Source organism: Rhizobium sp. 007 (assembly GCF_015353075.1).
Lineage (GTDB): Bacteria > Pseudomonadota > Alphaproteobacteria > Rhizobiales > Rhizobiaceae > Rhizobium.
Window position 1 is genome coordinate 784321 of the sequence record NZ_CP064188.1, and the last position, 12645, is coordinate 796965.

At 58.2% G+C, this 12645-nt stretch carries 7 protein-coding genes and 2 pseudogenes; 4 read left to right on the forward strand and 5 right to left on the reverse strand.

Annotated features, from left to right (window positions below):
- Nucleotides 1-340: 340 nt before the first annotated feature.
- The 5 genes from ISN39_RS24890 to ISN39_RS24910 all read right to left on the reverse strand — a co-directional run bounded on the left by ISN39_RS24890 (nucleotide 341) and on the right by ISN39_RS24910 (nucleotide 7223).
- Nucleotides 341-1249 carry a LysR family transcriptional regulator gene (locus tag ISN39_RS24890; protein ID WP_194731913.1) on the reverse strand — a complete coding sequence of 303 codons (909 nt, stop codon included), beginning with the start codon at nucleotides 1247-1249 and terminating at the stop codon, nucleotides 341-343.
- A gap of 181 nt (nucleotides 1250-1430) precedes the next feature.
- Nucleotides 1431-2474 (reverse strand): glutathione synthetase, encoded by a 1044-nt coding sequence (locus ISN39_RS24895; RefSeq protein ID WP_194730871.1) that lies wholly within the window; start codon nucleotides 2472-2474, stop codon nucleotides 1431-1433.
- Nucleotides 2475-4361 (reverse strand): flavohemoglobin expression-modulating QEGLA motif protein, encoded by a 1887-nt coding sequence (locus ISN39_RS24900; protein WP_194730872.1) that lies wholly within the window; start codon nucleotides 4359-4361, stop codon nucleotides 2475-2477.
- Nucleotides 4358-5182 (reverse strand): N-formylglutamate amidohydrolase, encoded by an 825-nt coding sequence (locus ISN39_RS24905; protein ID WP_246763501.1) that lies wholly within the window; start codon nucleotides 5180-5182, stop codon nucleotides 4358-4360. Before ISN39_RS24905 ends, ISN39_RS24900 begins: the two co-directional genes overlap by 4 nt.
- A gap of 784 nt (nucleotides 5183-5966) precedes the next feature.
- Nucleotides 5967-7223, reverse strand: coding sequence for an MFS transporter (locus ISN39_RS24910; RefSeq protein WP_194730873.1), 1257 nt, complete (start codon nucleotides 7221-7223; stop codon nucleotides 5967-5969).
- A 448-nt stretch (nucleotides 7224-7671) separates the two neighbouring features.
- Between ISN39_RS24910 and ISN39_RS24915 the strand changes: the two are divergent.
- The 4 genes and pseudogenes from ISN39_RS24915 to ISN39_RS24925 all read left to right on the forward strand — a co-directional run bounded on the left by ISN39_RS24915 (nucleotide 7672) and on the right by ISN39_RS24925 (nucleotide 12644).
- A pseudogene (locus tag ISN39_RS24915) lies at nucleotides 7672-8639 on the forward strand (ABC transporter substrate-binding protein).
- Between the two features lie 22 nt (nucleotides 8640-8661).
- Nucleotides 8662-8852: pseudogene (locus tag ISN39_RS36745) on the forward strand (iron ABC transporter permease); the annotation flags it as partial.
- 525 nt (nucleotides 8853-9377) lie between these two features.
- Nucleotides 9378-11390: a BTAD domain-containing putative transcriptional regulator gene (locus ISN39_RS24920; RefSeq protein WP_194730874.1), complete on the forward strand. Its 2013-nt coding sequence runs from the start codon at nucleotides 9378-9380 to the stop codon at nucleotides 11388-11390.
- Between the two features lie 339 nt (nucleotides 11391-11729).
- A complete protein-coding gene (locus ISN39_RS24925; protein ID WP_194730875.1) occupies nucleotides 11730-12644 on the forward strand; it encodes a J domain-containing protein in 915 nt (304 codons plus the stop codon).
- The last annotated feature ends 1 nt before the right edge of the window (nucleotide 12645 follow it).

The following is a 12645-nucleotide window of genomic DNA, read 5'->3' on the forward strand; positions in this document are numbered from 1 at the left end:
GAGAGGACTGGCCAGGCAAGCTCAATTCGAGGTTTCCCGGGAGTTCAAACAAGACATGCCCCGCGGATGGAGCCATGACCACATGACCACGGCAGATGCTTTCTCCAGTGACTACGCGCATTTTACAAGGACCAGGATTACGTCGAGGCGAATCTCGGCCGGCTCACAAACAGCGGTGAAGGTGGTCTGGGGTAGGAAAGACTCTTATATCAAGAAAGAAATGGGAATCGAGCTTGCCGAAAGGGTCAATGCGGAATTCTCGCTCCTTCCCGGCATCGGGCACTCCCCCCATCTTCAAGACCCGGAGCGGACAATCGACGACGTCCGCGCGTCATTGCGGTCAGTGCGCAATGCCACCATAGTTACTGCACGTCGCGCGGAACCGTGGCAAAGCCCAGTCGATGAATGTGCGCACCTTCAAGGCAAGAAGCCCTTGACGCGAATAGACGATATGGATCGGCCTCGGCTCGCTACCGTTGCCTTTCAGGATCGGCACAAGCGCGCCAGAGGATAATTCGTCGGGAACCTGGTAGTCGAAGAGGCGGGCGATCCCGACTCCGCTTAACGCCGCGGCAACACAGTTGGCCGCGGTGTTGACCTCGATGCGGCTTCGCGGCACCGCTTCGATTGGTTTGCCTTCGACTTCGAATCCCCAGAAGAATGACCGGTTGTTGAACATGATGCCCTCATGGTTCGACAAATCGGTGGGATGTTGAGGAACGCCATGCCGCTCCAGATAGGCTGGGCTGGCACATGTCAGCAGGCGAAATTCGCCGGCCTTGACCGCATAGAGGGAACTGTCGGCGAGTTCGCCAAGCCGAAAGGCAACATCCACCTGCTCATTCACAAGATGAACTGAACGGTCGAGCGACAGGAGGTTCAACGTCACTTCCGGGTGCTCTTTCATGAAGTCCAGCGCAATAGGCAACACGTACCGACTTCCGAACTCCACTGGCATTGTGATCGTGAGCATTCCACGCGGCGTTTGATATTCGCCGGAGGCTCGGCGTTCAACCTCTTCGAGGTCTGCCATAATCTTGCGTGCGGCTTCGACATAGTCGCGCCCGGCGTCGGTAAGCTGCAGATTGCGACTTGTTCGGATGATGAGACTTGCGCCGAGGTGCCGTTCAAGATCAGCGACCTTGCGGCTGACGCTGGGCAGGGGAGCATTCAGCCTGCGGCTGCCAGCCGACAAGCTGCCGGCGTCGACGACCGCAAGCAGTACCCGCATCGCATCAAATCGATCCATAGGCCCCAACGACTGGAATGACCGTTCAAAGGTAGCCGAAATCACGTCCGGTGCCTAGATGGCGGCCTCGGCGGCAATCGTTGCCGCGAGCACTTGTACCGGACTGGCTCGTGCAGGTCATCTATACGCTCTGGGGCCGACCGGTCTTGGCGTGACATTTGACATTCGCACGATTGGCCGATCACAATGTCGCCAGGACTGCGTTCGACAACCGGCTGCCGTAATTCGCACGCGTGCTCACCTTCTTTTCCAGCGCTTCGATCACCACGGAGGAGAAATCCACGCCGTAGAGCCGCTCAATGTTTTGGAGCCCTCCCGGCGTGAATACGTTGATCTCCAATATCTTGGAACCAATGATATCGAGACCGACCAAGAACATGCCATCGGCGACGAGCTTCGGTCTTACGATTTCGGCGACCTCAAGGATTTCTGGCGTGATCATCACTGCGGCTGCAGTTCCAGCCGCGCTGATGTTGGAGCGGACCTCGCCCTTTGCCGGGACCCTGCGAAATGCCGCATAAGAACCATCCTTTTCCAGCGGCCTGCCGTTCATGAGAAACAATCGAATATCGCCTTCGACGGCATCGGGAAGATAGCCCTGGGCGATCAGGTATCCCTCGCCGCTGACTGCTTCGAATATCTGATTAAGATTGGATTCCTTGCTTGATTTGATCTTGAACACGTGCCGGCCGCCCGATCCTTGAAGCGGCTTGAGGACGACGCCACGCTTCTGGCTGTCGATGAAGGCCCTGATCTCGTCCAGGCTCTTGGAAATAAGAGTAGTCGGCCGTATGACCTCGGGGAAGTCTTGAAAATAGAGCTTGTTCTGCGCCTTCGCCAAGGCGTCGGGATCATTGACGGCGATCACGCCGCGCTCAACCGCAAGCCGTCCGAACATTGCCCCGACATGCGCTGCCCAAGGCCGTTCATCGGCGTCCAGGGATGGGTCGTTGCGCAGGAAGAGAACATCGACATCCACCACGTCAATCGTTTCGGTCGAGGTTTTCTCATTAAGGATCGCGATGAATGCTTCGGCGTTCTTGGGTTTTCCAACACCCGGAATGATCGCCCGCATAGAGAGACTGTCATCCGGTCGAAGCACAAAACCATCGGGCGTGACGTAGCAGATATCATGGCCACGGGCCATCGCCGCAATCGCCAGAGAGGTCGTCGTATAGGACGGAGCCTCGCCCTCGATGGAGTTCACGAAGAACGCAATGCGCATCTAGCTTTCCTTTGGTTGGACCATGTCGATGGGCCGCATTCCCTGTCTGGCCCTGTCGAGCCTTTCGCGCCCTTCACCGGTGGCGAGAAACAGCGGATAGACAGACGGTTGCTTCAGCAACCCGCGTGCTGCAAGCTCCTCCATGACGCCAAAATGAGAAGAGGCGATCTTTCCCATCCAGAAGGGTTCAAGCGCACCGCCGCGCTTGAGGTGATCCAGGAGCTGAAGCAGTCCTCTCAGGTAGATCGCATCTTTGGCGAGACCGCCGCCTCGGTAAATCCGCAGCGCAAGATTGAATGCCCCGAAGTGGGTGAATTTGTAATCCTGGACCAGACGATAGAACGTATGTTCAAAGGGCACTCCCGCAAGCATGTCGGCGCATGCGACGACGCGGGCAGCAATCAACTTCAGCCGTTCCACGGTCATACCGCCCGAGAGGTATTCGGCGAAAACCGCAAGGCCTTCCTGCATCCCTTCATAGCCAGAAAGGCCAGAGCGAAAGAGCCGCAGGCCTTGCGACGATCCGTTGAAGTAGGTGAGCAGGTGGACGCCGATCTCATGGGAAAGAAGTGGCTCCACGCGCCGTCGATCCATATTGGTCGTCTTTGATATCAGAAGGCGATGATTGGTCACCATCAACCCTGATGGAAGATCATCGCGAAGTTCGATATCGACTTTGAAGTCCGGCCACGCCCGCCGATACATAGCGATCATCGCCTGTGCCCGTCGCGAAACATAGTTGGCGTCCGCATTCGGCGCCTCGGAAACCCGGTCGTCAAAATCAGCCGGGCCGCCGTTCGAAAGCGTGCCGAGAATGCTTTCGGCTTCGGCAAGGAGAGACGGTTCGACAGGCCCGTATAGCGCTCTTCCGAACTCTATGAAGCTGGCTGCCTGGCGCGACGCGATCAAGGAAAGCTGCAAATCCACTTCGCGTTGCTTTTCCCGATAGAGATCGTAGAGAACCGGGTCTTCCATATGATCAAAGGAAACCGAAAAGAGGTGCTGCTTTGCGCTTTCGACCTGGATGGTCAAAGGGCGGTAGAGGAAGGCGGGTTCGCCTCTGAAACTGTTCGACTTGAACTGTTGAAACGCCTGCTGAGCGTTGATGGGCGTAACCGCAAGGAGCACGTCAAAGGCCGACGCAATTTCATCGATGCCCCGGTCAACACGGCTCACGGCATCAACAAAGGCGCGTCGACCCAAGGATCGATGCGATGTCAGTTTCAAGATGCCACGAGAGCCAATGAATGCGGCACATGCCCGTAGCCCGGCATCGAACAGGGTTGCAATCAGCTGATCTCGAAGCTCTGGGTATATCTCTGCGGACTCGGGCGCGCGGTAAATCGGAGCAAACTCGGCCGATAGGACGGCGCAACCGGATAAAGCAGAAATTTCCTCGTCGATTATCGATGGCGGAGCGCCTCGTTCCTCGACCCTTGGCGTGCGAAACCGAGCCTCGCTCGCCATGACCGCCTGCGAGAATGTCTCCTTGGCTACAACGGCATTCTCGGTTGACCAGACCGAAACCTCGAAGGGCGGTAGATAGGGCGCGTCATCGGTAAGGAACTTGTCGCGCCCGAGCTCTCCGATTCTGATGACCAGGAATGATCCAAATCGTTCGACCGCGATGGCGCTAAGAGCCTGGATGACAGGCATGACCTGCTTTGGAGTCGATGCGAGAAGATACGAAGCGTTTGACTGTGTTACCGACCGGGCAACCTCTTCGGTCTTGCGGGTCTCAACGTAAATGAAGAGGAAGGGCAGCAGTCGATCAATATGAAGTCGCCCGCCTTCCGGCAGCTCCTTGCGGATCGGCTTATCATCACGCAGACACTGTGTGACCTCCTCCAGCCAACTCTCCTGAACTGCCGACGTCTGTCGCATCATCGAGGCTGCCCCACAATGCGTTCCAGAAGCGGAACCGCCGCCGTTACCGCGTCGCGAAGCTTGCCGAGTACGGCGTTGTCCGGCTGCCCGGTCCACTCGTCCATGAATATCTTCTTGAACTCGATGGCGATGGCACATCCCGTCTTGGGGAACTGCTCATGGATAAACCGGGTTTGCTCTCCCTTGCCCTGGAAGGCGATATTCTCGCTCACAGCCAGCGGCTTGTCTCCGGTCTTGACGGCTCGGAAGTGCTCCATCAACGGATCAACGACATGCGCCCAGCGATCGCGGTCCATCGAGAAGGTACCGATGTTGATATCTGGGGCTTGCTCGGGATCGGTCCGGATGTCGGGACCGGCGCGGCGATGGTTATAGCTGTGGACGTCGAGAAGGACGAACTCCCCGTGGTTTCGCTCGATACCCCTTAGAAAGGAGCCAAGCATCTCATAGTAGTCATCGTAAACCATCAGCGAGGCCAAGTGTTCGGAGGCGGGAAGGCCATTTTTCCAGACGGTTAGCCCCCAAGCCTGCTCAGGACGGAAATAGACCGCCTGTTCGCGACTCCGGTTGAGATCGATCTCAAAACGAGAACGATGAAAGACGACCTGGTTCGGCACGCCACTGATCAGGAAGGCTGTGAAGGGGTCTTCCTCACGAAGACGCTCGGACTCGCTCAAAGCACAAAGCGGCAGCAAGTCCTGCCGCATAAGCCGACCGTCATGGATTGCCGTCGCGATGACCGGAGATTGGCCCCTCCTGACGCTCCATAAAGAACCGGTGTCGGAACACGCGCTGTTTGGAACCTCGATTTGGTTTGTCAGTGATCGACCTTTCTGAACTAAGCCCTGCCTAAAGTTGTCGGGATTGCTTTTCCGCCAGCCGGACACGCCGGCGCTCCTTGGTTGCCTCTGCCTTTTGGCGATCTGAAAGAGAGTGGATCACAATCAGGACCAACGATGGCGGGACGATCCTTCAATGGAGGGACGACTGGTCGATGGTTGCAGGAGGTTTCCGGACACATATTATCTACCGATTGCAGGGCTCTCGCCTCTTAGAGAAGAAGGTAGATCGGCGTTCACCTTGATCAAGGTGGGAGGCATCGAGGCATTTGCAGGAGGGCACGAACACTTCGACGGGCGGGCATTGATGTCGAGGATACAAAGCCTGCCTGAACACCGACGGATTGATCATCTTGAAAACTTGAGGTTCGCGACCTTGGCTGCGAAATTTATGGAACAGCCAAGCCCGGTCAGGTTTTGATGTGAGGAGATGCGTTTTGGGCAGGTTCAGGAGCTAGATGGACAGCGCATGTTGAGCGAGGGCGCATTGGCTATGCGCGCCGGCAGGTGGAATATGCTCGCTATCTGATCGTCGGTGGTTGCTCCGGCACGCGGGCACCGCATTCGGCCGTCACTGATCTTAGCGGTCATTTGGCGCGCGCTGGTGTCGGAAAAAGGACCAGTTGCAGGGCCAGATCGCCAGACGATTGGCCGACCAGGGCTCGCGAAAGAGTGCGCGCGAGCCAGAAGACGAGCATGTTTTTGCGAGAAGAAACCCCAAGGCTTAAAGTGGACTGAGCAAGGGTTGATAGAAATCAGCCACTCCCTAGGAAACCATCTTGGAGGCACGCCAATCGACAAAAGCGGCCAAAAGTGCTGCCAGCAATGCGAGTGATGCCGATATCAGCATCATACCGAGCAGTACATGGGTTGCACCTGACTTCACAAGGAACAAGCCGGCGATTGAGGCTATGAGCGCTCCGCCAGCGGTTGTCATTGCAGCGGCCAGCCCCGCCGCGGTACCGGCGAGATCGGCGCGCACCGACAGCACGCCTGTGTTGGCGGCGGGCATGGTCAGTCCATTGCCGATGCCGATGAGCATGCAAGGCCCAAAGAACGCAAGAACGTGGGCTGTCGCCAACATCGATAGGATCAGGCCAACCACCAGCCCCATGCACGTTATGAGGCGCCCGACAATGAGGGTAGCGCCCAGCGCGTGCTTGGAGGCGTAGCGGCCAGCCAAATAGCTACCCAGGATGAAGCCCGCCGGGACCAACCCCATGTACAAGCCCAGTTTCGCACTTGAGCCGCCGAGCGTCTGACCGACGGCCAATGGTGCTCCGCCCAGGAAGATGTAAAGCGTCCCCATGGACCAGGCCATACACAGGGTGTAGGCCCAGAACCGCGCCGAACTCAGGAGCTGTCCATAGGCGGCAAGATAGTTCCCATGCGGTCTCTGTGAGCGCGCGGTCGTTTCCCTTAAATCACAAAGGGCCAAAGCGAGCATTGCTGAACCAAGGACCGCAAAGACAACAAAGCTCGCCCGCCATCCGAACAACTCGTCCACCGTCCCGCCAAACATCGGACCGAGCATCGGCGCAAGTGCCCATCCCACGGCGGCGTAACCGATTTTGCTTGCGGTTTCGCGCTCGCCCGATGTCTCCTTGATCAGGACGAGGGCCACGGAAAAACACGCAGCAATGGACGCCTGCATTGCTCGAAACAGAAGGAAAACGCCAATATTGGTCGCCAGTGCACAGCCAACGGACGCGACAATGAAGATGGAGACAGCCATTAATACGACCGGCCTGCGCCCATATCGATCCGTCATCGCCCCTGCGATGACCGTTGTCAGCGCCGATACGGTTGCATAGCCCGCAACCGAAAGATTGACGAGCCCGAAATCAGCTTGGAACGTGGCTGCAATGTTCGGAAGCGACGGCAAGATCATGTTCACCGGCAGCACCGCAAGCGCCGAAAGCAAGATGAGGGTCGCTAGCCGGGGCGGGGCAGTCGTCAGGGTGATATCCGTTTTGCCGGTCACTTGGGTGCACGACGTCTGAATGGGATTTTCGCTCGTCATGGTTTTGTCCGTCTTGTCAGGAGTGATTGCGGAAGTCTGACGAGGCGCGGCCCAATCTCCGGGCATAAAAAAAGGCCCCGTCAGGAGCCTGCTTACCGCGCATGGGTGCTTTCGCCGGATGGCTATACCATCCTGCCCATGCGCCCTATCACCACGACGAGAACCATTGCGATCTTCATGACGATACAGCTAGACAGGAATTTGCACGTCGTCAATGCATCGTCCTTTCAGTGCAGGAAACGCCCAGGCCACGTATGGCGATGATTGCTTGCGGCCACTCGCTTATGCCCGCAATAGGTCCGACCGCATAGAGGAACCAGAATTATGTGCTGAGCTCGCCGAGCTCCCGCTCCTGGCAAAACACTTTACTGCCACGGCGCGCATCGCATCAAAGTGGATTGCAGTTTAGCGGCTAAAGCGATGTCGCACATTCTGGGGGGATATCGCAATGACGAACAACGCACGTAAAATCGTCACACTTCTTGGTCTGCTGACTATGATGACGGGCAGCACTGTCTATGCCCAGGACGGCAAGACCCTTTCAGTTACCGATGGCCGCGGGGTTAAAGTCGAGGTTCCATTTCAACCGAAGCGAATTGCTTCGATCTCGTATTTTGCGGATGACGTAGCGCTCGCATTGGGAATCAAGCCCGTCGCCAGCCCCTACATGACAGCTGGCCGCGAACCTGACTTTCTTCTTGGCACGACTGCGGGTATGAAGCAGGTCGGCCAGCGCGCCAAGCCCAATCTCGAGCTTTTGTCGGAGGCTAAGCCCGACCTGATCGTCGCGATCCGCCGCTACACGGTCGGCAACGCACCGCAACTCTAAAAGATTGCTCCCTTCGTCGCCTTTAACATGGAGTTCCTGGACGCGAGCGACCGCGAGATCGCAGAGCTTTCAAAAATCCTCGGCAACCCTGAGCGCGGCATCCATCTCAACAAGGAGTTCCGCGCGCATCTTGTCGATTTTGCGGCAAAGGCACCCAAGGACGTGCGCCCCCGGTTCGCGATCATGTGGGGTGGCGAAACACCCTTTGCGTTTCACACCGAAAATACGGCTGCCTCCATCGTTACTGCGGTCGGCGGCGACAACATCGCCGGAAACATGACGCCGGGCGGGGAGTTCGGCATCGATTTGAGCCCGGAGACCATGCTCGAGAAGGATCCCGAAGTTCTCTTCATCTACGACTCAGGTCCAGACCGGCCGCATGAGAACAACCCGATTTGGCAGGAGCTCACCGCCGTGAAGAACAAGCGGGTCTTCTACGTCGGCGACCAGTGGGTGAGACGAACGGTCCGATCGCCCGCGAGATCGTCCTTCGTGAGGCTGCCCACTATCTCTATCCCGATGCGTTTTCTGCCGTCGACGTGAGGGCGGAAGCTACGAAGATCATTCCGGGTGAAGCCCAGAACTAAAAGGCTGATGATCGCGACGACGATGGACGCACGGAAATCCTCAATAGTCATTGGGTTCGTCGTCGCCGCGACTTTGTTGATCATCGTCTTGGGGCTGCTGCCAGGCGCGAAAATGCTATCTCTCGAGAGCGTCCTGCGCGTGCTTTGGGCTCCTGACGGCAAGATCGACTCGATCCTTGTCTTGTCTGGACCCTGAGGCTGCCGCGAAGCCTTCGACAAGCAGCCGCTTGAGCAGGAACGCACATTAGCGCCGCACCGGTTGTTTGGGTCCTCTCATTTTTGACCAGCAACTGACGCTTCCGCGCGGCTGAATTTTGCTGACTACCGCATCGACGTTAAGTTCGTGATCAGACCTGCTCTAATTACGAGCACGGGCCGATTGGCCTCCGGATGACCTATGTCCTTCAGCTGATCGGGCGTCAAGTCTGCCAGCGCCGTCCGTCTAGCGACGGTCCGCCGCCACCCCTGCAAGGCAGCGATTATGGTTGCGGCGCACTTCAGCGTGGATCCAAACAACTGTGTTTTCGACGCGCTGCCGCCAGCGCGAGTTTCCGTATTAGCCATCTTCAGTCTCCCATTTTGAGGTTTGCAGGTGGGAGCGTGCCACGCGGGTGTTTTCGGGCTGTTCGGCTGTGCGTGAAGAAAAAGCAAAAGTTCGACAAGCCGCCGCTAAATCGATGTTAAATCTATCTGCCGAAATGCTACTCTGCGGCAGCGGTCAAAATCTGGAGACGATCTGTGCGCATCAGGTTGCTAGGTGGCCTCGAAGTTACTTCTCCGGAACACCGGCAAGTCCGCTTCACCACGCGCAAGACTTCGCTTCTTTTTGCTGCCTTGGTTCTCGGAGGCAGCCGCGGCTATCGTCGGGAACAGCTTTCTGAAGCCTTTTGGCCGGGACGAAGGAATGGGCAGGCCCGCAATAGCTTGCGGCAGGCGCTGGTCGACATCAGGCGGTCGTTCCCGGCTAGCAAAGATGCCACCGTCTACATCGATGGGGACCAGGAGGCCGTCGCGCTGGTTGCCGGACCGGATGACGCGGACATTTCGATCTTCGACCTGAAACTGGAAGGCGGCCGGACCACTGATCTCGCGTTTGCTGCGGATCTCTATCGCGGTGAGGTGCTTGCAGGCGACGCCATTCCGGACGGACTGGATGAATGGTTCAGACCTCATCAGAGTAAATATCAACGCAAGGCGCAGCAGCTGGTGGAGCGGCTGAGCCTGGCGCTCTCTGGGCCCGGCTCCGCAGAAGAAACAGCCTGCGAAGGGCTCGCGGAGAGGCTGCTTGCTTCGGACCCGACTGTGGAGGCCGCCCATCGAGCGTTGATGCGGATCCACGCTCTCAGGGGGCACGAAAACGCGGTCTTGCGCCAGTTCGAGTCCTGTCGAGCTCTCTTGAAGAAGCATCTGCGCGCGGAGCCCGAGGCACAGACGGCCTTCCTGGCGGCTTCGCTGCGATCGCTGGAGGAAACCGAATATCAGCGGACCGCACCGAGCCTTGACGTCGTGTCGCAGCCGCAGGTCCTCTCAGTCCCGACGAAGCATCACGATCGGGCATCGGTGGCGGTGTTGCCATTTCAGAATCTAAGCGGCGATACAGAGCAGGAATATTTTGCCGACGGCATAGTGGAGGAAATCATCATCGCCCTGGCTCACTTCCGTCACCTGTACGTCATCGCGCGGAATTCGAGCTTTACCTACAAGGGTCAGGCCGTAGACATAAAGCAGGTCGGACGCGAATTGGACGTACGCTATGTGGTCGAGGGAAGCGTGCGGCGGACGGGTGACCGCCTGCGCATTGCCGGGCAGCTCATCGACACTTCGACGGGTGCCCACCTCTGGGCAGATCGTTTTGACGGAACTCTGGCGGATGTATTCGATCTTCAAGATCAGGTCGCCTCAAGCATCGTGGGCGCGATAACACCGAAAGTGGAGGAGGCTGAGATCGAGCGTGCCAAACGCAAGCCGACAGAGAGCCTCGACGCTTACGACTACTATCTCCGCGGGCTGGCGGTCTTTGACCGGACGATCACCGTTAGATCCACCATCGACGATGCCTTGGGGCTGTTCATGAAGGCGATCGACCGTGACCCGGAGTTTGCTATGGCCCATGCACGGGCGGCGCGGTGTTACGCGACCCGAAAGAGCAACGGTTGGATGATCGACCGCGCGCAAGAGATCGCCGAAGCTACCCGACTGGCCAGGAGAGCGGTCGAACTTGGAAGGGACGATGCCATTGCGCTCTCCTACGGCGGATACGTCCTCGGCTACGTTGGTGGTGACCTCGATGACAGTGCGGCTTGCATCGATCGCGCGCTTGCTCTCAACCCGAATCTGGCCGCTGCTTTGGGCGTCAGCAGCTGGGTGAAAGCTTGCTTGGGCGAACCGGACAAGGCCGTCGAACACGCCGCGCTTGCCATGCGCCTGAGCCCATTTGATCCGCGCCTGTTTGCTTGGCAGTTCAACTCCGGGCTCGCTCATTTTTGTGCTGGCCGCTACGATGACGCCGTCGCTTGGGCGGGAAAGTCGTTGCGCCACCAGCCGAACTACCCGAGTGCGATGCGTGTCGTGGCGGCGGGTCATGCCATGGCGGGGCGGTTTGTGGAAGCCCAGGAAATGATCGCTCGCCTATGCGACTTCGACCCTGCGCTGCGCCTTTCGAATCTTGCCGATATACTCCCACCGTTCCGACGACTGGACGATCGTACTCGGTATATAGAGGCTCTTCGGAAAGCGGGACTGCCGGAGTAACCTCGATCTGCGCAAAGCTGGGTCGGACGTAGAAAGCAAAGCTGGAGCAAGAACGGCATTATCCACGTCGATCTCCTCGATGGCGTCGCGGCACTTGCGGGCACCATCTTTGATGACGCGAGCGTCTGGCAGCCAAGGTCGCGGATGAGGACACGCCGGCGTATTGTCAGTGAAGGACCAGCTCGTCCGCATCGAGCCTTTTTATGGAGTCGTGTTGCAGCCCCTGAAACAACCGCTCCTTAGGCTGAATGCTCTGCTCACCTCTCCTCTAGCAGACGGCGGCAACCTATATCAGCCTGAATTCACTTTGCAGTATTCGTGCCTCGACAGGAGACATGTATGAACCAGAACCCATATGAGCTTTTGGGCGTGAAGCCGGATGCGACCCAAAAGGAAATTCAAAGCGCTTTCCGCAAGCTCGCCAAGAAGTTCCATCCCGATCTCAATCCGCGTGACAAGAGAGCCGAGACGCGGTTCAAGGATATTTCCGCTGCCTACGAACTTCTGAGCGATGAGGAAAAGCGTGCCCGCTTCGATCGCGGCGAGATCGATATGACAGGCGCCGAGCAGGCGCCGCGCAACTATTATCGCGACTACGCCTCGGCGAGCAGTCCTGGCGGCCCCTACCAGAATACCTCCGGCTTTGCCGATTTCGGCGACGCCGACGATCCTTTTGCCAGTTTCTTTTCGCGCCGCAGCGGTGGCGCGCAATTTCGCGCCCAGGGCATGGATCGTCAGTTCTCGATGGAGGTCGACTTCCTCGATGCAGTCAACGGCGCCAAAAAGCAGGTCAGATTGCCGGATGGCCCGCCCCTCGACGTGCAGATTCCGGCAGGCACCCGAGACGGACAGATGTTGCGACTGCGCGGTAAGGGCGAGCCGGGAATTGGCGGCGGACCGGCGGGCGATGCGCTGATCGATATCCGCGTACGTCCGCATCGCTTCTTCACCCGTGATGGTGACGATATTCGCCTGGAACTGCCGGTCTCGCTCAGCGAAGCCGTGCTCGGCGGCAAGGTGCGCGTGCCGACACCCTCGGGTCCCGTCAATCTGACGCTGCCGCCGTATTCGAATACAGGCAAGGTGCTGCGCCTCAAGGGCAAAGGCGTTGTAAGGCGCGGCGGTAAACAGGGCGATGTCTATGTCACTCTCAAGATCGTCCTGCCCGACAAGCCGGATGACCGGTTGACCGCATTCGTCAAGGATTGGGCCGAAACGAGCGCGCAGGATCCAAGAAGGAGTATGGAGGTCTGAG

Bases quoted from the DNA above. Each gene is read 5' to 3' on its own strand.
- ISN39_RS24890 (WP_194731913.1), bottom strand. From the start codon at position 1,249: ATGGATCGATTTGATGCGATGCGGGTACTGCTTGCGGTCGTCGACGCC.
- ISN39_RS24895 (WP_194730871.1), bottom strand. From the start codon at position 2,474: ATGCGCATTGCGTTCTTCGTGAACTCCATCGAGGGCGAGGCTCCGTCC.
- ISN39_RS24900 (WP_194730872.1), bottom strand. From the start codon at position 4,361: ATGATGCGACAGACGTCGGCAGTTCAGGAGAGTTGGCTGGAGGAGGTC.
- ISN39_RS24910 (WP_194730873.1), bottom strand. From the start codon at position 7,223: ATGACGAGCGAAAATCCCATTCAGACGTCGTGCACCCAAGTGACCGGC.
- ISN39_RS24925 (WP_194730875.1), top strand. From the start codon at position 11,730: ATGAACCAGAACCCATATGAGCTTTTGGGCGTGAAGCCGGATGCGACC.